The organism is Haemophilus seminalis (assembly GCF_006384255.1).
GTDB lineage: Bacteria > Pseudomonadota > Gammaproteobacteria > Enterobacterales > Pasteurellaceae > Haemophilus > Haemophilus seminalis.
This window is the reverse complement of sequence record NZ_VCED01000002.1, coordinates 112,882-132,934: the sequence shown is the minus strand read 5'-3', so window position 1 is coordinate 132,934 and position 20,053 is coordinate 112,882. Positions and strand designations below refer to the sequence as shown.

Sequence of the window (20,053 nt, the reverse complement as noted above, 5' to 3'; positions counted from 1 at the left end):
TTAGAATGATAACTACGATAGCATACGCCAAAATAAGTATAAGGATGGAAAATGGCTACCCCAAAAATTCTCATTGTTGAAGATGAAATCGTGACCCGTAATACGCTTAAAGGGATTTTTGAAGCTGAGGGGTATGATGTTCTTGAGGCTCAAGATGGCGCAGAAATGCATCATATTCTTACACACTACACGATTAATCTTGTGGTAATGGATATTAACTTACCTGGAAAAAATGGTTTATTACTTGCCCGTGAATTGCGTGAAAATATTAATTTACCACTTATATTTTTAACGGGACGAGATAATGAAGTTGATAAAATTTTAGGATTAGAAATAGGCGCAGACGATTACTTAACCAAACCATTTAATCCTCGCGAACTTACTATTCGGGCTCGTAACTTACTACACCGCACTCTGCCTCACCAAGAAAAAGAAAATACATCGGGAAAAGAATTTTATCGCTTCAATGGTTGGGTATTAGATTTAAATAGCCATAATCTCATTACCCCAGAAAACCAAGAACTAAAATTGCCACGCAGTGAATTTCGCGCAATGCTTTATTTCTGTGAAAACCCAGGTAAGTTGCTAACTCGAGAAGAACTTCTCCGTAAAATGACAGGTAGAGCATTTAAACCACAAGATCGCACTGTAGATGTTACAATTCGCCGAATTCGGAAACATTTTGAGGAATATTCAAATACCGATGAAATCATCATGACAGTGCATGGAGAAGGATATCGATTTTGCGGTAATATAGAATAATATCAAAGGCTATTATTCATTTCTTAAGATGAATGATAGCCTTTACCTAGCCGAATAACCCTCAAACCAACTTTCTAAAATCAAGCAAGCAGAAATACCATCGACCTTGTCCTTTTTAAGTGATCTGAAACCACCACGTTCAAATATCTCACTACGCGCTTCCATTGTTGTAAGACGTTCATCTTGTAACTCAACAGTAATACCAAAACGTCCATGCAACCGGTTAGCAAATTTTTTCGCTCGTAGTGTTAAGTCTTGGATGGTACCATCCATATTAAGTGGCAAACCAACAACAAGTACATCAGGCTTCCATTCCTTTAGACAGTTTTCAATAGCGCTCCAATTAGGGATCCCATCCTGTGCTTTAAATGCCGGAAGTGCTTGAGCCGTTCCAGTTATACTTTGTCCAACCGCGCAACCAATACTTTTTGTACCAAAATCAAAGGCAAGTACAGTGATGCCCATTAACTATGCCCCACTTGAGCCATCACAAAATTATGAGGATGAATACCAAGAGATTGATTGGCCACTATATAGCGTTCTTCATAAGGTGTATCAAACAAAATTTGTTCACTAGCTGGTGCAACTAACCAGGCATTATCAATAATTTCTTTTTCTAACTGTCCTGCAGACCAACTTGCACATCCTAGCGCAACTAAATATTTTTCTGGAGCGAATGTAGACCCAAGGGTTTCTACAACATCAGCAGATGTTGTCATAGAAAGTGTATCAGTAACCTTATAAGTATGTTGAAAATGATTAAGTGTATTTTTATGTAAAATAAAACCACGTTCTGAATGTATCGGACCGCCAGCAACGACCATTTCATTACCAAAAGTGCGGTCATTTTTCATCATAAAATTAAGCTTTAAATAAAGTTCTGCAATACTTAAATCCGTGGGCTGATTGATTACTAATCCCATAGAACCTTGTTCGTTATGTTCACACATAAACACCACAGTTCGGTTAAAATAATCATCTAGATGAGGCATTGCGATGAGAAACTTCCCTTGCAGTTCCATCATTCTCCTAAATCTCCAAAATAAATTTGTAATGCACTGATCGCTGCTAGTGAAGCAGTCTCGGTACGTAATACACGCTTTCCTAATAAAATTTCAGTAAAACCTTTCTGTTGTGTTTGCACTATTTCTTGTTCTGACAACCCGCCTTCTGAACCAATTAACAAACGTACCCCATCTTTGGGAATCATTGGTAACGTTTTTATACTATGTTGTGCTCTAGGGTGTAAATTTAATTTAATCGCCCCATCATCTTCTGCACACCAATCCTGTAATTTCATTAAAGGACGAATTTCAGGCACCACATTACGACCACATTGTTCACAAGCAGCAATGACAATTTTTTGCCACTGTTGAATTTTTTTATCCATCCGCTCTCCATCTAACTTCACGCCACAACGTTCAGACCACAGTGGCGTAATCACATTTACTCCCAATTCCACAGATTTTTGAATGGTGAATTCCATCCGTTCACCTCGTGAAATAACTTGACCTAAATGGATTTTTAAATTGGATTCTTTATCAGAAAGTTCTCTCCCTAAGATATTAACTTTTACCGATTTCTTATTGGATTCTGTGATTATTGCTGGATAAATATGGTTTGAACCATCAAAAAGCTCAAGTTGCTCACCTTCTACCATTCTCAATACACGACCAACATGATTGGCGGCATCTTCAGAAAGTTGGCATTGCGTTTGATATTCTAATGATTCAGGGTGATAAATTCTAGGTATGCGCATAGTATTCTAAAATGTCAATAGGAGGCGAGAATAATATCTTTCACATGAAAAATAAATAAATTTACACGTGGGCTATTTTAAGCATCTCATTCCCTATAGATTAATCAGATAGATTTTGAGGTAACCGCTCTAAAATAGCATGCCAGTAAGTGATAGAGCGAACATTATGTTTACGAATACAATCTACCACAGCATCAGCGTTACCTATCTGACAAATTTGCTGCATTTCTAAGTAGAATTGTTTAGTAAGTTCTCTGTGCTTTTCCTCTTTAAAGAAGAGTAAACCAATTCGTTGATAAACGCCCTTTAAACTATTGAATACTAATCGATAAAAAGGCTTATTAGCTACCACAGTAAATTGACGAAACAAAGTATAGTCAAATTCCGTGTAATCTTGAGCAGTATTCTCCAATTGCTCTAGTGATGCAAAAAGTGTGGCAGATTGCTCTGGAGAATTTTTAACAGCTTCATAAATATAAAATTCAGACATTTTACTACGTAAAGATAGCATGTTATCAATAATCATTGGTGCTGAACGCATATCCAAACTAATCAATGTCTCGATAATATTTGGTCCAGCCGTATCCCAAATATTATTCACTTTCGTCGGTTTACCATGCTGAATTGTTAACCAGCCATCTCTCGCCAAACGTTGCAACACTTCACGTAATGTTGTACGAGTTACCCCTATTTTATCAGCAAGATCTCGTTCTGAAGGCAAATTACTCCCTGCGGGAAAAATATCCTGCCAAATACTTTTTACAATATACTCTTCAGCCAAAGCCGCAGGACTTTGCGCTTTTAAAATGTCATTATCGTTTTGCATTACACTTAAAAATCAGATAAAAATAAAAAAAGATGCAATTTTATGAAAAAATAGCTAGTTTTTATTATCCTTTAAAGACGGATATATTACAATGTCAGCATGATAAAAAATAATGGAGTCCCCTATGACAAACATTCAAGCTTTTATGAAAAACTTTCTTGGTTCAAGTCCGGATTGGTATAAACTTGCCATTGTTGCTTTTCTCATTATTAATCCGATTATTTTCTTTTTCATCAACCCTTTCCTAGCGGGCTGGCTATTAGTCGCTGAATTTATTTTCACGTTAGGCATGGCATTGAAATGCTACCCCCTTCAACCCGGTGGTTTATTAGCTATTGAAGCTATTATTATAGGCATGACAAACGTAGAGCATGTAAAAGCTGAGATTATGTCTAATTTTGAAGTAATTTTACTATTAATGTTTATGGTTGCGGGGATTTTCTTTATGAAGCAATTACTGCTTTATGTATTTACTAAATTACTCGTTAAAATTCGCTCTAAAATTGCACTTTCTCTCGCATTTTGCTTTAGCGCAGCCTTTTTATCCGCTTTTCTTGACGCATTGACCGTAGTTGCAGTTATTATTAGTGTCGCGATGGGATTTTATGGGGTATACCATAAAGTCGCATCAGGAAATGGTTTAATGGATGCAGTGGATATTTCTGATGATGCTAAAATTGATGCAAAACATCATGAAACCTTAGAAAAATTTCGAGCATTCTTACGTAGTCTAATGATGCATGCTGGCGTCGGAACTGCACTTGGTGGCGTAATGACAATGGTGGGTGAACCACAAAACTTAATTATTGCAGAACAAGCCAAATGGAACTTTATCGAATTTTTCCTCCGCATGGCACCAGTTACTGTTCCAGTATTTATCTGTGGATTGCTCACTTGCTTCTTAGTCGAAAAATTCAAATTATTCGGTTATGGTGAAAAATTACCTAAAGATGTATGGAAAATCTTGTCAGATTTAGACCGCACTAATTCAGAAAAAATGTCTAAACAAGACAAAATCAAATTAGGTGTTCAAACGTTAATCGCGATTTGGTTAATTCTTGGATTGGCGTTCCATCTTGCGGCGGTAGGCTTAATTGGTTTAAGTATCATCATTTTTGCTACAGCATTCACAGGTGTGACTGACGAACACACTATCGGTAAAGCATTCCAAGAGTCTTTGCCATTTACAGCCCTACTTGTTGTCTTCTTTTCTGTGGTTGCTGTAATTATTGATCAAAAACTATTCGCACCTATTATTCATTTTGTACTTGCTTCTGAAGAAAATACTCAGCTTGCTCTCTTCTATATCTTTAATGGATTGTTATCTTCTATCTCTGATAACGTGTTTGTCGCAACGGTTTATATAAACGAAGCAAAATCTGCATTAGCGAATGGCGTAATTTTACCTCATCAATTTGAATTGCTTTCTGTGGCAATCAATACTGGAACAAACTTACCATCCGTCGCAACACCAAATGGACAAGCAGCATTCTTGTTCTTATTGACTTCATCCCTCGCCCCATTAATTCGCCTTTCTTACGGAAGAATGGTTTATATGGCTTTGCCTTATACTGTTGTTATGTCGCTTGTAGGTTTATTTGCTATCGAATTTATTTTACCTGCAACTACAGATTGGTTGGCAAGCTTAGGTTTAATTTTGCCGATTTAAGGAGACAAAATGCTCACATTATTAAAACAATTTTCTGAAAAACGCTCCGCATGGTTTTTACTAGCTTTATCAAGTTTAGCCTTGGAATCTACCGCACTTTATTTCCAATATGGAATGGGGTTACAGCCTTGTGTGCTTTGCGTATATGAACGTTTAGCGATAATTGGATTATTTATTGCGGGCATTATTGGTCTTTTCGCACCAAAATCATTTATTGTGAGATTAATCGCATTGATACTAGGATTATTTAGTAGTATTAAAGGCCTTTTGGTATCACTGCGCCATTTGGATCTACAAATGAATCCAGCCCCCTGGAAACAATGTGAGTTTATCCCTAACTTTCCAGAAACCTTACCATTTCATCAATGGTTCCCTGCTATTTTTAATCCTACAGGCTCTTGCAATGAAAGCCAATGGTCATTCTTAAATTTAACCATGGTTCAGTGGCTCGTATTTATTTTTGCAGTATACATTGCGATACTCACAATATTATTTATTTCTCAAATACAAAAAAGTCGTAAACAAAGACGGTTATTTAATTAATAAAATTTACTAACTATAATAATTTATTGGAATGCTCCCCAAAATTAACTTTAAAAACTATATGTTATGATTGCAGGAGAATTTTTTATTTTATATGACGAATCCGAAAGGCTTTATTTGGTCTTTTATATGCAAAAGATGCTATTCCAAAGATATGAATAGCATAAGTCTATTGCTTAACCAATTTTATAAGGTTATTTCTCTATGAAAATCAACATTATTACTAACTCTTGCAAGTATTGCATTATCTACCTACGTTCACCTCCTGCACCACCGTCGGTTCAGGAAAGAGATCCATTATAAAATGAAGTGAGCATGACGAATATTAACCAAAAGAATTTAAAGGAAGATTTGCTGAGAAAATAGCATTTGTCTTAGCAAAATTTGAGGGTTCAGGTAAATTAAGGTAATAACGCTGCTAGGTTTACTGAAAAGCAATTAGCTGAAAACTCAGAGCTGTTAGAGCATTTATTTCTAAAAGTGCTAGTTAATCGGAATAAAGTATAGAAAATCTCAAATTAATATTTTCAGCTAACAATCTAGAAAAATTAAACCTATCAAACAAATAAAGTTCTACTCTTCTATAAGCTTTCTCAATACTTTTTTCTTTTAACTCTCCTTTCTTTAATCGTTTATCACGCCATAGCATAGCAAGCTCTTTAAAGGTCACAGATTTCCTCTCTTTCTCCTCTTGCTGCATACGTTCTTCTTCAACAGGATTTACCCCCTGTGCCAATAGTCTGCACCATATACAAGCCTTATCCCTAGCGAAAGTAAGTGGAATTGATGGATAATTTCCAAAAGATTTTTTAATGCGTTTTTTGGTTATTGGGTGAGTGTAAATGAATCGCCATATTTTGGCTCCAGTTGGTTTAACCAATAAATACAGATTATCCCTATCTGAAAATAGTTGCTCTTTATCGGTTGGTTTAATTTCATGAATATAAGAATCAGTAAATTTTTTTGAAAAGTCTCTAGCCATTGTTCAAGCCCTAATAAATAACAATTTACCGTTCTTCTGTTCCCTCGTTTTTGTTCCTTCATAAAGAGGGAACATTTAAGGGAACAATAAAAACGAACAATGACAAACAATAAAAGGCGAAAACAACAATAAGGTTGATTCTAAAATGCTGTTTTTATGATGTTTTTTGACAGAAAAGACGTTATTTGACAGGTCAAATGGTCCCCCCTACCGGACTTGAACCAGTGACCAAGCGATTATGAGTCGCCTGCTCTAACCGACTGAGCTAAGGGGGGAAAGTGCGGTGATTATAGAGAAATAATCACTTGAAGTCTATAAAAGAAGGGATGATTGATGAAAAATCAATCATCCCTTTTAGCATTATTGAAGCACTGAAATATCCGCCACTTGTAGGAACAAGCCTTGCAACGTATTTAAAATCGCTAAGCGGTTTTGGCGTAATGCAGGATCTTCAGCATTTACCATCACGTTATCAAAGAAACTGTCTACCGGTGCACGTAAGTTTGCTAATTTATCCAATACTGCAGTGTAATCGCCTTGTGCAATAAGCGGTTGTACTTCTGTGCGTAATGCAAGTACAGCTTCAGCTAGGGCTTTTTCTGCTGGCTCTACGCAAGCGGTCAAATTGATCTCACCAATTGCAGCATCCGCTTTCGCTAAGATATTACTTACACGTTTATTTGCTGCTGCTAACGCTTCCGCTGAATCTAAAGTACGGAAATGTGATACCGCACGCACGCGCGCATCAAAATCAGCAGGGCGAGTTGGACGACGCGCCAATACCGCTTGAATTACATCCACTGCAATACCTTCATCTTGGTACCATGCACGGAAACGACCAAGCATGAAGTCCACTACATCGGCAACCACGTTTTGATTGGTGAGTTTATCACCGAACAGTGCGACTGATTTTTTCACTAAATCTTCTAAATCAAGTGGTAAGTTTTTCTCTACAATAATACGTAATGCACCTAATGCCGCACGACGAAGTGCGAATGGGTCTGCACTGCCTTTTGGTGCTTGTCCAATACCGAAGATCCCCGTTAAGGTGTCAAATTTATCGGCTAAAGCGACCGCACTTGCAACGAGTGATTTTGGTAATTCATCCCCCGCAAAGCGTGGCATATATTGTTCGTTTAACGCCACTGCCACTTCTTCGTCTTCACCATCATGACGAGCATAGTGCATCCCCATTACGCCTTGTGTATCAGTGAATTCGAATACCATGTTGGTCATTAAGTCACATTTTGACAGTAAACCTGCACGTTTTGCTTTCGCTTCGTCTGCACCGATTTGTTTTGCAATTTCGCCTGCAAGTTGCTCAATGCGGTCAGTTTTATCTTTCAATGTACCCAGTTGTTGTTGGAACAATACGGTTTCTAAACGTGGTAAACGATCAACAAGTTTTTGTTTTAAGTCGGTTTTGAAGAAGAATTCCGCATCGGTTAAACGTGGACGAACCACTTTTTCGTTCCCTTCGATAATCGCGGTTGGATCTTCCGGGTTGATGTTCGATACAAAAATAAAGTGCGGTAATAATTTGCCGTTTTTGTCATAAATCGGGAAATATTTTTGGTCGCCTTTCATGGTGTAAACCAATGCTTCCGCTGGCACCGCTAAGAAACGCTCTTCAAATTTTGCCGCTAAAACGTTTGGATATTCCACCAATGAGGTCACTTCTTCAAGCAGGCTTTCTTCAATATCAGCCACGCCGCCAAGTGCGGTCGCTTTTGCTTGCGATTTTGCCAAAATTTCTGCTTTACGCTCGTTGAAGTCGGCTACCACAGAACCTTTCTCACGCAATAATTGCGGATATTGGTCAGCATGTTGAATTTCAAATTCTTTCTCGCCTAAGAAACGGTGACCGCGAATAGTTCGCGCACTTGCCACACCTAAAATTTCACCTTCAATTAACTCGCCACCCAATAACATAGTAACCGTGTGAACCGGACGGATAAATTGCACGGTTTTATCTGCCCAACGCATCGGTTTTGGAATTGGCAATTTTGCCAACGCATTTGCCACAATGTCGTTAAGTAAGTTTTTGGTCGGTTGACCTTCAATTTTTGCACGATGAACAAGCCATTCGCCTTTATCAGTTGCAATGCGTTCTGCTTGCTCAACGGTAATCCCACAACCGCGTGCCCAGCCTTCTGCCGCTTTAGTTGGTTTACCTTCGGCATCAAAGGCAGCAGATACTGCCGGTCCACGTTTTTCAATTTCTTTGCTTGGTTGTTGTGTGGCTAAGTTCAACACTTTCACCGCCAAACGGCGCGGCGCCGCAAACCATTCGATTTTGTCGAAGGTTAAGCCCGCTTGGTTTAATTCTGCTTCAACGTTATCCGCAAAAGAGGTCGCTAATGTTTTGAGAGCTTTTGGCGGCAGCTCTTCCGTGCCGATTTCTACTAGGAAGTTTTCTTTCATTATCATTTTCTCATTAATAATATGTTCTAAATTTTTTAATCTAGAAATCAGATTTTAAATTTTTTAATCTAAAAAAGTAGGATAACGGTTTCTTGGTTTTCTGAGTTCTTAGCAAAATACCCTTTTCAAAAAACAAATATTCTGGATATTCTTGAGGAATAAAAGAATTATAAACGCCTACAACTCCAGAAAAAGCTAGTTTTAAATTTACATTAATATATCCACAAAATGCATCATCAAAATCAAGATCTAACTCACTATTTTCTCTTATTGAGATTAATGATTGTGCTGATACATTATGCAAATTTGGTTTATCATCAGAAATGATCACTAAATGTTTAAGATAAAGTTCTTTGTCTAATATTTCATAATAACAAGTGTAATATGAGTAAGATTTAAATCCATAAATTGAAGGATTAAATATTCCTCTTAACATTTCATAGCTATTGCCCTCAAAAATGAGTTTGCCAAATGACTGTATTACCATATGATACTCTTGAATTAAAGACTAAAGTTCAATATATGCTTTCTCTGCACCTTGACCAAATTTCAAATCATAAATTCTTTTTTGCTTAATACCTAATTCATCCATAATGATTTCACTATTCGATGATGAGTAAAATCTATATCTTGTTCGCCCATTCTCCATTTTTCGGGTTTCATAGCCATCTACTTCATATGCAGAAACAACTACGTTTTCACCACCAGAATTAACACCAATAATATATTGAACTCTATCAGCTTTCTCTTGATTTAAAACCCAATTTCCTAGTGTTCTAGATTTTAAATTTGAATCATCAAAATTCTGAAATGTAAAATTAAGGTTATCATTTTTAGATAACTCTAGAGCATCTTTGATTTTTACAACCAAAATCAAACCTTTAGCATTGATATTGCTTTTAGAAATTTTCATGCTTCCGCTTCCCTTTTAGATTGTCCACGCAGTGCGTGGACTATTTGATTATTTTCTACGTTTTCACTTCTGACAAATCTCCCCTACCCCTCTTTGCTAAAGAGGGGATTGGATCTTTGCAGAGTTAAATATTTATGTTTTACTTTAACATTTTTTTGAAAGCAGATAATTTAATCTCTATTGGAAATTAAAATGTAAATGAGCCAGTTACTATCAATTTACCCAAGAAATCCCCCTCTTTAGCAAAGAGGGGTAGGGGAGATTTACTCGCTTCGCTCGCACTTCGTGCCGTTGCTAAAGCAACGTTCAAACGCAAGCGTTTGTGGCAGAAATTAATCCAACCTCATACTCAATCAGCCCTTACATTCTCTAAAAACAAATAAATCTGCTCTACTACCGCTTCAATTTCACGCATGACTTCATCATTGCTAAACCGCATCACCGTAAAACCAAGTGAATTTAATTCTGCATCTCGCAATGCGTCTTTTTCCTGATAATCAGGTTCATAATGCTGACTACCGTCTAACTCAATAATCAGCTTTGCTTTCGCACAATAGAAATCAACGATATAACTTAAAAGTGGCTTTTGTCGATTAAATCGAAATCCTAATAATTAATCTCGATTGATGCGTTGCCATAATTTTCTTTCTGCATCCGTTTGATCCACTCGCAATTTCTGCGAATTCTCTTTTAAGTATTTTTCATAAGGTTGCATGAAAACTATTTCTTACCGTTTTCAATACTCTCCCTTAATACCTGTTGAAAACGCTCGTAATCACAAAAACCATTTTCATCTTTTTCACAGCCTTTGAGGGTTAATGCTGTTTGGTTTGGTGGTGTCGCTAAACTTAGTGGCGTGATGTTAATCAGCTGTTCGGTGGTTTGATACACATAATCCAACTTAAATTTGAGCTTGCCACTTGGTTTATGTTTCCACACTTCAAATAGCAACTTGCCACCGATTGGGATATTTTCCAACGAATCATCTAACTCATAAGGCTCAACACCTAGTGCTGCAAGCAGAGCGACGATATTCGAATCATGTCCAACCAATAAGTTAATTTTGTTTTCACTATTTAGCTGTTGCTGAATAAATGCCAATAACGGATATGAGGCATTTTGTGCTAACGCTTCGTTGTTTTTAAATAACGTGCGGTAATATTCGTTTTTAATTTCGTTAATTGCACGCCATTTTTCTTGGCTATCCACACGGCCGTTTGCGATTTCTGAATCAGGCTTACCCACATAATGCGCAAGCAATAATGCACTGACAATTTTCTTTCCTTTGCTGATAGAGCCAGTAATTTTGACTGACTTGCCGTCTTTAATACTGTATTCACCGACTTTTCCACCTAAATCACACTCGCCTTTTTGTAAGCAGTTTGGTGAATTTTTATAATCGATGATTTCACTCAATAGCGCATAATTTGGCGCTAATTTTTGCTGTAAAGCGGTTAAATCAACGTTATTTTTTGCAAATTCAATCAAGGCTTTGCTTGGATTATGCGCTTGCGTTTTAAAAATCGGATCTTTTTCTGAACCAATTTTACCGTGATGTTGCAATTGAACATTACAGCCCGCAAATGCACCAGAAACAATTGCTTGCCCTGTTGCGATGGTGCGTTGCACACCATTTGCATAAGCAAAAATGCCTTCGCCCGATGCACAACGTTCTGTTGTTAGTAACCCTTTATCTGCAAGCCATTGACCTAAATACTGTCCGAAATAGGTTTCTAGCACCGTCCCTTTTGCAGTGAGATAGCCAGATGGTACATTCCATTTTGCCCATTCATAAGGGGAATATTTCGCCATTTCTTGCGGATCTTTTTCCACTGGTGAACGCAATCCGTGTCGGCTGAAAATCAATACTTTCTCTAATTCATAATCAGAACTTGAGGAAGTTTGACCATTTTCTGTTGCAAACGCACTACTTGCTAAAGCTGAGCCAAGCAAAAGTGCGGTGAATTTTAGGGTTATTTTTTTCATATTCGAGACCTAATCATTTAATGTTGAAATTGAGCTATAAAAATTCAAGGCATATTTGGTGCCGTAAACTAACACCATAAATACTGCAACAATATTGACTACCGCAAAAAAGATTAGTTGTTTACTGTTGCTCTCCACCCAGAGCATTTTAAATAATGCGAGCGTACCAATATTTTCATCAAGTTCGCTCTCTCCGCTTAGTGTTCTTAAGGTTTTCAGCATCTCGCGTACAAAAGCGACAGTATTTATTGCCATGACGCTGAGTGCAATAAATCCAGAAGCGAGGCATAAAAACAGCACTGGTACATCACTCCACCCCCAATGTACCCAATCCAGCTCAGAAAACATAAATAATGCCAGTGATAAAAATAACACTGCAGGCGTTAAATTTCGTAGAAACATTAAATAGTCATCGCCAATTTTAAATAAAAATTGTAAAAAACTGACTTTCTTCATTACTTACGAATCTTCCAACTTGTCTTGGTTTTCATTAAACTCACTTTACCATCTTTTGAGATATAGCCGCCTTTTACCAGATCTAAAATCGTATTTTCAGGCAAATCAGACGCAAACACTTCAACCAGTTGCTTATCTTCCGAAAGAATGCCATAACCCGCTTGGGTTTTATTCGCAGGATCGTCTAGCTTAATATCCGCCACATCAAACACTTGTACACAGGCTTTTTTCAAATAAGAATAAGACTGTCCCGCACTTGGTAAGCAACCGTGAGCATCTGTTTCACCGCCCACAGTTGGCATTTCAGCTTGTGGTTGCGCATTGCTACAAGCGGTCAAAATCATCGCTGAAGTTGCAAGAGCTAACGTTTTTTTTATCACTTTAGAAAATCTCTTTTAATTTGGATTCATCTAAAACAACATCGCCATTTGGTAATAACAACGCAGGAATACCTAAATAGCCATTTGCTTTCGAGTTATCAAATTCTGCATTACTATCGCGTAAACGAATGAATTGTTTGAGATTAGGTAATGAAGTCATAATTTCTACTTCATCGTAATCCACGCCTAAGCGATCCAACTCCGCGACAAATGGTGCGGTATCTGGGCATGTTTCTGCATAAAAAAGAATTGGTTTGCTCATTTTTCTCTCCTAAAGTGCGGTCAAATTTCACCGCACTTTTGTGAATTTGTTTAAGCCTTATTTTTACAACCAGGGAAACCTAAAGCTTCACGGCTTGCATAATAGGCTTCCGCCACCCCTTTGGTTAAGGCTCGAATACGTAAAATATAGCGTTGGCGTTCGGTTACCGAAATTGCTTTACGTGCATCTAACAAGTTAAAGCTGTGTGCTGCTTTCAAAATACGCTCATAAGCTGGCAATGGTAACGGTCTTTCTAAGGCTAATAACTCTTGTGCCTCTTTTTCGTATTGATCGAAGCAGTAGAATAAGAAATCTGTGTTTGCGTGTTCAAAGTTATAGGTTGATTGCTCAACTTCATTTTGATGGAAAACATCGCCATAAGTGGTTTTGCCTAATGGGCCGTCAGACCAAACTAGGTCATACACAGAATCTACGCCTTGAATGTACATGGCCAAACGCTCTAAACCGTAAGTCACCTCGCCCGTTACAGGTTTACATTCTAAGCCGCCCACTTGTTGGAAATAGGTAAATTGAGTCACTTCCATGCCGTTTAGCCACACTTCCCAGCCCAAGCCCCATGCGCCTAAGGTTGGGTTTTCCCAGTTATCTTCTACGAAACGAATGTCGTTTTTGGTCGGATCGAAGCCGAGCATTTCAAGCGAGCCTAAATAAAGTTCTTGAATGTTATCTGGAGAAGGTTTAATTACCACTTGGAATTGATAGTAATGTTGTAAACGGTTTGGATTTTCGCCATAACGACCGTCCGTCGGACGACGTGAAGGTTGAACATAAGCAAATGCCATCGGCTCTGGGCCTAATGCGCGTAATGCGGTCATTGGGTGAGAGGTGCCTGCACCCACTTCCATATCAAAAGGTTGCACAATGGTGCAACCTTGGTTTGCCCAATATTCTTGCAGGGCTAAAATCATACCTTGGAATGTTTTTACGTTAAATTTTGTACTCATAATCGTTGATCTGATGTGATTAAAAATGCCTGCATTATACTTGAAAGCGCAAGGCGGATAAAGGCGAAAAAATGCAGTTGAAAAGAATAAAAAAGAGGCTTTTACATTGTTTCAGTTACAACATAAAAGCCTCTTTAAGAACAGCTCTTAGGCTACCAACGATATCCTAATTTCACACCAATTGTTCTCTGTTTACTTAATTGTGAACCTTGAGATTGAGTCGCATATACCGACATATGGAAGTGCGAGATCTCACCACTTACACCCAATTCTTTTTGCCAATAACGCCCGAATTGTTGTTGTAAAGTCGCCTGATTGACTTTAGTTTGCACGCGAGCATTTGAAGCATCGACATAATTTACCGAGAAATACGGTTTAATTGTTACATCTTGAGCTGGTGTAAGGGTGTAATCTACTTTAGCCCCTGTAGTATAACTATTAAATGCTATTTTAGGTGTCTGGATATTTACACCTTCGTATTGGTAATTTTCGCCTTCAATAAAATGTCGATTTACACCAAGATAAGGCTGAACACCTAATTCTCCTAAACGGAACTGATAGTTCGCATTAAAACCATAACTCATCACACGACGATGGATTTTTTGGCTTTGTTCACCTGAAATTTTACTTGAACTTACCCCATAACCTGCGTTGATACCCAATTGCCAATCATGCCATTGATATTGTGCAAATGCTGACACCATCGTGAGATCCATATGATTGGAGATCTGCTCATCAAAGGTATTATTAGCACGACCATGTGAGAAAATCGCCCCCATCCGTCCATTCTCAACTTTTTTCTGAGCACCAATTTGGCGTAAATTCATATTTTGTTGATAAGCACGGAAGTCATCTGAGTCATAACGTTTTTTATCTTGCGTAATATTCGTCCATACTGAAAGATCTGAATCGGAAACCAAAACTTTATCAAGCTCATGTTGAACCGAAAGCATACTATTTACCGTTGCAGACAATTCAGAAAGAGCACTATTTGAATAACGACTAATAAGCTCTTTTTGCTTGCGTTGTGCTTCCGCTAGACGTTTTTCCTCTTCAGCTTGACGTTGTCTTTCGGCTTCAAGTCGTGCTTGTTCTTCTGCCGCTTGACGTTGTCTTTCTGCTTCAAGACGAGCTTGTTCTTCTGCCACTTGACGTTGTCTTTCTGCTTCAAGTCGTGCTTGTTCTTCTGCCGCTTGACGTTGTCTTTCTGCTTCAAGTCGTGCTTGTTCTTCTGCCGCTTGACGTTGTCTTTCTGCTTCAAGTCGTGCTTGTTCTTCTGCCGCTTGACGTTGTCTTTCGGCTTCAAGTCGTGCTTGTTCTTCTGCTGCTTGACGTTGTCTTTCTGCTTCAAGTCGTGCTTGTTCTTCTGCCGCTTGACGTTGTCTTTCGGCTTCAAGTCGTGCTTGTTCTTCTGCTGCTTGACGTTGTCTTTCGGCTTCAAGACGAGCTTGTTCTTCTGCTGCTTGACGTTGTCTTTCTGCTTCAAGTCGTGCTTGTTCTTCTGCCGCTTGACGTTGTCTTTCGGCTTCAAGACGAGCTTGTTCTTCTGCTGCTTGACGTTGTCTTTCGGCTTCAAGACGAGCTTGTTCTTCTGCCGCTTGACGTTGTCTTTCGGCTTCAAGTCGTGCTTGCTCTTCTGCCGCTTGACGTTGTCTTTCCGCTTCAAGTCGTGCTTGTTCTTCTGCTGCTTGACGTTGTCTTTCCGCTTCAAGTCGTGCTTGTTCTTCTGCTGCTTGACGTTGTCTTTCCGCTTCAAGTCGTGCTTGTTCTTCTGCTGCTTGACGTTGTCTTTCTGCTTCAAGACGAGCTTGTTCTTCTGCTGCTTGACGTTGTCTTTCGGCTTCAAGACGAGCTTGTTCTTCTGCCGCTTGACGTTGTCTTTCGGCTTCAAGTCGTGCTTGCTCTTCTGCCGCTTGACGTTGTCTTTCGGCTTCAAGTCGTGCTTGTTCTTCTGCCGCTTGACGTTGTCTTTCCGCTTCAAGTCGTGCTTGTTCTTCTGCTGCTTGACGTTGTCTTTCCGCTTCAAGTCGTGCTTGTTCTTCTGCTGCTTGACGTTGTCTTTCTGCTTCAAGTTGCGCTTGTTTTTCTGCTTCCTCTTGACGGAATTGAGCAGTAACTGGCATAGTTTGCTCAATGGTTTGACGTTGTTGAGCATTTGCTTTGTGATGCTCTGCTTGCGTTTTATCTTGTTCGACTTTTGCTTGCTCTGCCGTTAATGCTTGAGTTTGTGCATTAGTGCTATTTTTAAGATTTTCGACCGCTTGTTGTTTAGCAATAACAGCTTGATTCGCCAGATTAAGAGCACTTAAGCTACTATTATTTTGTTCTGCTGCGTTTGCTTTTTCTTGAGCCGCGGTTGCTTTCTCTTGCAGTGTTTCTGCAAGAGTAGTTTTGAAGGTTTGAGCCTCTTTATTTTGATTAACTTGTTCTTCTAAGTCGCGTTCAAGTAATGCTTTTTTCGCTTTCAATTCTGCATTGTTAGCTTGTGCTTGTCGGAGAAGTTCTTCTGTGATTATAAGCTCCTCTTTCGCTTCTTCAAGTGATAACACCATAAAATAGAAAGCCTGCTTTTCAGCCTGTAAAGATGCCCCTTTTTCAGATAACACTTTTTCTTCTTCAGCAACAGCCAGTGCTTTTTCTTGTTGCTGTTTTGCGAGATTAAGTTGTGCAAGTTTAGCTGTGGCAAACTCAATTTGAGCTTCTTCTTTTTTCACTTGTGCTGTCGCTAAAGCAATATTTGCTTCATCTAAAGCTTGAGCAGTTTCTAGGCTTTTAGCGGATTCGTACGCATTGGTTGCAGTTTGTGCTTTTTCTTGAGCCGCTTGTACTGTAGCTTGTGCTTGGGTTAATGCCATTTCTTTCTGATTTTGCACTTCCTGTGCTGCATTTTGGTTACGTTGAAGTGCTGCTAATTCCGTTTTTAATGTGTTGAGATGGCTTTGATCAGGCAATGCTTCAGATAATACTGAACTTTTTGACCGCACTTTTTCTTCTTGAGCATGACGTTTTTCGGTTAATGCTGTTTTTTTCGCTAATAATTCGCTTAACTTGTGAGCTTCATTGGTTAAGTTTTGGGTTAACTCCTGTTCTTTAATCGGATTATATAAACGGTATTCATTCCCTTTTTTAGTTAACTCATAACGCCAAGTACCAGCATCAACGTGTTGATTGGCTAAGGTAAAGTTCAAGCCTGAATCTACCGCTTGTTTAAGGGTAACTAGTGTTAATTGTTCAAGTGTTGTGGGTTCAGCCCCCGTATTATGCACATTAAGCTTAAAGTCACCTTGTGCACGTCCATTAATTTGTAATTTATCGCCTAAATACTGGGTCAGATAAGTACGATAATTAAACGTCCCATTGCCACTTAAATTGCCATTGATCGTTAACGTATTAAATTGGCTATTGTTCGCTTGAGTAACAAAATCTGGGTTCAGCGTAATTTCGCTATTATTGAGTGCCAAACTACCTAAAGTAGTACTCGCTGGCATTGTCCAATTTGCATTGTCTAAATTAACCGTAGTGCTTTCTGCACCGCTAATTTGATGTGAAAAATGACTATTCGCTAAATTAAACTGAGCAGAATCTGATAATGTTACATTCCCCATTAATTGGGCATTATTCACGGTTGCATTCGCCTGATTAACAAGGTTTAACAAACCAGTTTGGGTTGCATTATGGCTTAATGTAAATTGACTCTGTTCAGTTAAATTCACGTTGCCAATTAAATCCACGAATCCTGATGCAACGAGGCTTGCGGTATTAGATAACTGCACGTTGCCATTTACTTTTGTTCTTGGTAATGAGTCGATTGTTTTCTGTTTCGTTAGATTTTCCGATTTACATTCTGTTAATCCCGTCCAATCTGAACGGATACACACCAAATTCTCTTGATTTGGCGTCACACCAAAAGTGGCTTTAGCATTATTACTTAATTGCCAATTACCATTAATTTCGGAAACATTACGAGAAACAATAGCTTTTCCACCTTGAATTTGAAAATTTTCAGCCTTAAAAGTGCGGTTGATCCAATCATCATCGATGATGACCTCTCCTCGCGTTGAACCTTCCATCTTGGCATGATTTTGATTTAAATGATTGTAAGCATGAGGCGTTGGACGACCGCTAAAAATTAAGTTACCGCCATTTTGAGTAATATTCCCTTTTAAATTTGTTCCACCTGATAGAAGGAAGTGATTATCTTTGTTAAGTGGATTGTAATTAACATTCAAACGTCCAGTATTTTTAGTATCATCTTTATCACCAAACCAACCATTAAAAGCAATATCACGTTTATTGGTTAAGTTGCCTCCTTGATTATTAGTAATATCACTGCCAGTAATGATAATTTCTGATGCTTGAGTTGCATTGTGGTTAACTAACATCGCTCCTTCGTCAGTATTTTGAATACGTTTGAAAGTCAATGAGTTACCATTAAGATCTAAACGACCACCACGGAAGCCGAAATAAATATTATTAGAATCAACTTGATCTGCACTATTTAGTTGAACAGTTGCTCTACCGCTTACAATGCCAACTTCTTTAAAGGCTTGTTTTTGATTATTTTCATCGGCTTGTTGATCCAAGATTACTTTACCATCGCCAACGCTAATTGAGCCTAAGTTTTTACCTTTTGCTTGAATATGTAACGTTCCTTTACCAATTTTAGAAAGGCGATCATTTTCAACACCATTTACTTTCCAAGTAACGGTGCTACCTTCACTTACATGTACGCCTGCCCCTTGCCAAGTTGCATTATTTTCTGAAGATACTGTAAAGTCACCTTCAAAATATAAACCGCCAGCCCCTTGGTTAATATTATTAGTAAAAGTAACTTCACCTTTCGCATAGTCAATAAATGAAATATTTTTACCATTATTTAGTCTTGGTTTATAAGCATTTACACCACCTGCGGCGTAAACAGGTTCTTTATCTTCTGCTTTTAATGCTTCATTAAATAACTGAACCGTTCTGACTTTAAATTGAGGCATACTCACTTTTTCATTCGTTTGAGTAACCGTACCAGTTCCATTATTATTTGAAGTAAATGAATAATGACCGTTACTTCTTGGTTCTAAAAATGTTATAGGCAAATCCTCTGCAAAGATATTGTCATAAAACCAGTCTTTTCTAATTAATTGGAATCCATTCCCAGCTCCCAAGAAAGGGTTACCAGTTTGCAATACGCCATTGATCAACCATTTTTGTTTTTTTGCATCATAAATAAACATTGGCGATCCACTATCGCCTAAAGAACCAGCGATTGGCAAAGGTCCATAATCATTCGGTTTTGTCAGATCTCCATTTAAATTTACCGTACCATTACCTGCCCCACCTTGGGAATGCGTGTTACCAGCAGTTCTCCATTGATAACCACTAGCAATCCAATATGAGCTATTACGTCCCTTTTCTTGATCTTCAGCGGTTCTCCACCATTGTCTACCTGCACCAATACGAACACGTTCAGGATATCTAGCATGATCTGCATACGTATTTCCATGCATTGTTTCTGTCATTTCTATCGGCTCAGCATCAGTGACAAATTTATGTAATCTAGGCATATGATAATCGCCATCATATTGACCAGGTTTATAATTATTTCTCTTTACAATTTGATATGAAAAACGATGCTGATCTGGATTTTGTCCTTCCGCACCAAAATCAACGCTATTATATCCACCGTTATGTGCAACACTCACAATATACTGATCGCCCACTAATGCTGCTACGCCGTTGCGCGACACTACAGAAAAATCAATCATCGGTGCTTTTGTCATTGATGTACCGACTAATTCCCCTTTCTTGTTATAAACCTCAATATTCTGGGCTCCAACTGTGAACTTCCCTTTATTCTCTGCAAAATCACGATAATATTGGTAACTAATACCAAAATAAGTATGTCCTGCCCACGCTTGTGATGCTATCCCTAATGAAATACAAGCGGTTAGAAAATTAAGACGAAATACATTTTTTTTCATAGAAATTACCTGAAAGAATGTTTCATATTACAAAAAGAATTAAACGATAAAGACACGGTTATTCCTGAAGGATTTAATTAAGCAATTAAAGGACGCTGGAGGAAGATAAAGTGTGGATTTATGTTAGAAGATAAATAGCTCAAAATAGGAA

The 20,053-nt window shown here is 38.3% G+C and carries 17 protein-coding genes, 1 tRNA gene and 1 pseudogene; 3 read left to right on the top strand and 16 right to left on the bottom strand.

Going from position 1 to position 20,053, the window contains the following annotated elements; all coding sequences use genetic code 11:
- Window positions 1-51: 51 nt before the first annotated feature.
- The gene (gene arcA, locus FE813_RS02885) at window positions 52-762 is read left to right on the top strand and encodes a two-component system response regulator ArcA (RefSeq protein ID WP_139989380.1); all 711 of its coding nucleotides are present in this window, start codon (window positions 52-54) and stop codon (window positions 760-762) included.
- Window positions 763-804: 42 nt separating this feature from the next.
- On the opposite strand, the gene ruvX is transcribed toward arcA, so the two are convergent.
- From ruvX to fadR, 4 genes are all read right to left on the bottom strand, one after another.
- Window positions 805-1,227 carry a Holliday junction resolvase RuvX gene (ruvX, locus tag FE813_RS02880; RefSeq protein WP_048953491.1) on the bottom strand — a complete coding sequence of 141 codons (423 nt, stop codon included), beginning with the start codon at window positions 1,225-1,227 and terminating at the stop codon, window positions 805-807.
- A complete protein-coding gene (locus tag FE813_RS02875; protein WP_139989379.1) occupies window positions 1,227-1,787 on the bottom strand; it encodes a YqgE/AlgH family protein in 561 nt (186 codons plus the stop codon). Before FE813_RS02875 ends, ruvX begins: the two co-directional genes overlap by 1 nt.
- Window positions 1,784-2,521: a 16S rRNA (uracil(1498)-N(3))-methyltransferase gene (rsmE, locus tag FE813_RS02870; RefSeq protein ID WP_106013627.1), complete on the bottom strand. Its 738-nt coding sequence runs from the start codon at window positions 2,519-2,521 to the stop codon at window positions 1,784-1,786. Before rsmE ends, FE813_RS02875 begins: the two co-directional genes overlap by 4 nt.
- A gap of 100 nt (window positions 2,522-2,621) precedes the next feature.
- Window positions 2,622-3,347 carry a fatty acid metabolism transcriptional regulator FadR gene (gene fadR, locus FE813_RS02865; protein WP_139989378.1) on the bottom strand — a complete coding sequence of 242 codons (726 nt, stop codon included), beginning with the start codon at window positions 3,345-3,347 and terminating at the stop codon, window positions 2,622-2,624.
- A 124-nt stretch (window positions 3,348-3,471) separates the two neighbouring features.
- On the opposite strand from fadR, the gene nhaB reads away from it, so the two are divergent.
- On the top strand, window positions 3,472-5,016 hold the full coding sequence (nhaB, locus tag FE813_RS02860; protein ID WP_139989377.1) for a Na(+)/H(+) antiporter NhaB: 1,545 nt from the start codon (window positions 3,472-3,474) through the stop codon (window positions 5,014-5,016).
- 9 nt (window positions 5,017-5,025) lie between these two features.
- Window positions 5,026-5,559, top strand: coding sequence for a disulfide bond formation protein DsbB (gene dsbB, locus FE813_RS02855; RefSeq protein ID WP_139989376.1), 534 nt, complete (start codon window positions 5,026-5,028; stop codon window positions 5,557-5,559).
- Window positions 5,560-6,046: 487 nt separating this feature from the next.
- Here the strand turns inward: dsbB and FE813_RS02850 are convergent, their stop codons facing one another.
- From FE813_RS02850 to FE813_RS10630, 12 genes and pseudogenes are all read right to left on the bottom strand, one after another.
- Window positions 6,047-6,541 (bottom strand): integrase arm-type DNA-binding domain-containing protein, encoded by a 495-nt coding sequence (locus tag FE813_RS02850; protein ID WP_235898341.1) that lies wholly within the window; start codon window positions 6,539-6,541, stop codon window positions 6,047-6,049.
- 198 nt (window positions 6,542-6,739) lie between these two features.
- Window positions 6,740-6,816: transfer RNA gene (locus FE813_RS02845), tRNA-Ile, on the bottom strand.
- Window positions 6,817-6,901: 85 nt separating this feature from the next.
- A complete protein-coding gene (gene glyS / locus FE813_RS02840; RefSeq protein ID WP_139989571.1) occupies window positions 6,902-8,968 on the bottom strand; it encodes a glycine--tRNA ligase subunit beta in 2,067 nt (688 codons plus the stop codon).
- 37 nt (window positions 8,969-9,005) lie between these two features.
- On the bottom strand, window positions 9,006-9,452 hold the full coding sequence (locus FE813_RS02835; RefSeq protein WP_139989375.1) for a hypothetical protein: 447 nt from the start codon (window positions 9,450-9,452) through the stop codon (window positions 9,006-9,008).
- 21 nt (window positions 9,453-9,473) lie between these two features.
- Complete coding sequence (locus FE813_RS02830; protein ID WP_139989374.1) at window positions 9,474-9,878, bottom strand: hypothetical protein; 405 nt, start codon at window positions 9,876-9,878, stop codon at window positions 9,474-9,476.
- Between the two features lie 349 nt (window positions 9,879-10,227).
- Window positions 10,228-10,593, bottom strand: a pseudogene (locus FE813_RS02825) (endonuclease domain-containing protein).
- A gap of 5 nt (window positions 10,594-10,598) precedes the next feature.
- Window positions 10,599-11,864 carry a histidine-type phosphatase gene (locus FE813_RS02820; RefSeq protein ID WP_139989373.1) on the bottom strand — a complete coding sequence of 422 codons (1,266 nt, stop codon included), beginning with the start codon at window positions 11,862-11,864 and terminating at the stop codon, window positions 10,599-10,601.
- A gap of 9 nt (window positions 11,865-11,873) precedes the next feature.
- Window positions 11,874-12,320: a hypothetical protein gene (locus tag FE813_RS02815; RefSeq protein ID WP_046939701.1), complete on the bottom strand. Its 447-nt coding sequence runs from the start codon at window positions 12,318-12,320 to the stop codon at window positions 11,874-11,876.
- Window positions 12,320-12,700: a hypothetical protein gene (locus FE813_RS02810; protein WP_046939702.1), complete on the bottom strand. Its 381-nt coding sequence runs from the start codon at window positions 12,698-12,700 to the stop codon at window positions 12,320-12,322. Before FE813_RS02810 ends, FE813_RS02815 begins: the two co-directional genes overlap by 1 nt.
- A 1-nt stretch (window position 12,701) precedes the next feature.
- On the bottom strand, window positions 12,702-12,962 hold the full coding sequence (locus FE813_RS02805; protein WP_005707074.1) for a hypothetical protein: 261 nt from the start codon (window positions 12,960-12,962) through the stop codon (window positions 12,702-12,704).
- Window positions 12,963-13,012: 50 nt separating this feature from the next.
- Window positions 13,013-13,927: a glycine--tRNA ligase subunit alpha gene (gene glyQ, locus FE813_RS02800; protein WP_139989372.1), complete on the bottom strand. Its 915-nt coding sequence runs from the start codon at window positions 13,925-13,927 to the stop codon at window positions 13,013-13,015.
- 152 nt (window positions 13,928-14,079) lie between these two features.
- Window positions 14,080-19,902, bottom strand: a complete 5,823-nt coding sequence (locus FE813_RS10630; protein WP_258038569.1) for a S6 family peptidase — start codon at window positions 19,900-19,902, stop codon at window positions 14,080-14,082.
- Window positions 19,903-20,053 lie beyond the last annotated feature (151 nt).

Excerpts from the sequence above, each read along its gene's own strand:
- glyQ (WP_139989372.1), bottom strand. The coding sequence starts at position 13,927 with ATGAGTACAAAATTTAACGTAAAAACATTCCAAGGTATGATTTTAGCC.
- FE813_RS02820 (WP_139989373.1), bottom strand. The coding sequence starts at position 11,864 with ATGAAAAAAATAACCCTAAAATTCACCGCACTTTTGCTTGGCTCAGCT.
- FE813_RS02875 (WP_139989379.1), bottom strand. The coding sequence starts at position 1,787 with ATGATGGAACTGCAAGGGAAGTTTCTCATCGCAATGCCTCATCTAGAT.
- rsmE (WP_106013627.1), bottom strand. The coding sequence starts at position 2,521 with ATGCGCATACCTAGAATTTATCACCCTGAATCATTAGAATATCAAACG.
- arcA (WP_139989380.1), top strand. The coding sequence starts at position 52 with ATGGCTACCCCAAAAATTCTCATTGTTGAAGATGAAATCGTGACCCGT.
- FE813_RS02830 (WP_139989374.1), bottom strand. The coding sequence starts at position 9,878 with ATGAAAATTTCTAAAAGCAATATCAATGCTAAAGGTTTGATTTTGGTT.
- dsbB (WP_139989376.1), top strand. The coding sequence starts at position 5,026 with ATGCTCACATTATTAAAACAATTTTCTGAAAAACGCTCCGCATGGTTT.
- FE813_RS02835 (WP_139989375.1), bottom strand. The coding sequence starts at position 9,452 with ATGGTAATACAGTCATTTGGCAAACTCATTTTTGAGGGCAATAGCTAT.
- FE813_RS02805 (WP_005707074.1), bottom strand. The coding sequence starts at position 12,962 with ATGAGCAAACCAATTCTTTTTTATGCAGAAACATGCCCAGATACCGCA.
- nhaB (WP_139989377.1), top strand. The coding sequence starts at position 3,472 with ATGACAAACATTCAAGCTTTTATGAAAAACTTTCTTGGTTCAAGTCCG.
- FE813_RS02815 (WP_046939701.1), bottom strand. The coding sequence starts at position 12,320 with ATGAAGAAAGTCAGTTTTTTACAATTTTTATTTAAAATTGGCGATGAC.
- ruvX (WP_048953491.1), bottom strand. The coding sequence starts at position 1,227 with ATGGGCATCACTGTACTTGCCTTTGATTTTGGTACAAAAAGTATTGGT.
- FE813_RS02850 (WP_235898341.1), bottom strand. The coding sequence starts at position 6,541 with ATGGCTAGAGACTTTTCAAAAAAATTTACTGATTCTTATATTCATGAA.
- FE813_RS10630 (WP_258038569.1), bottom strand. The coding sequence starts at position 19,902 with ATGAAAAAAAATGTATTTCGTCTTAATTTTCTAACCGCTTGTATTTCA.
- fadR (WP_139989378.1), bottom strand. The coding sequence starts at position 3,347 with ATGCAAAACGATAATGACATTTTAAAAGCGCAAAGTCCTGCGGCTTTG.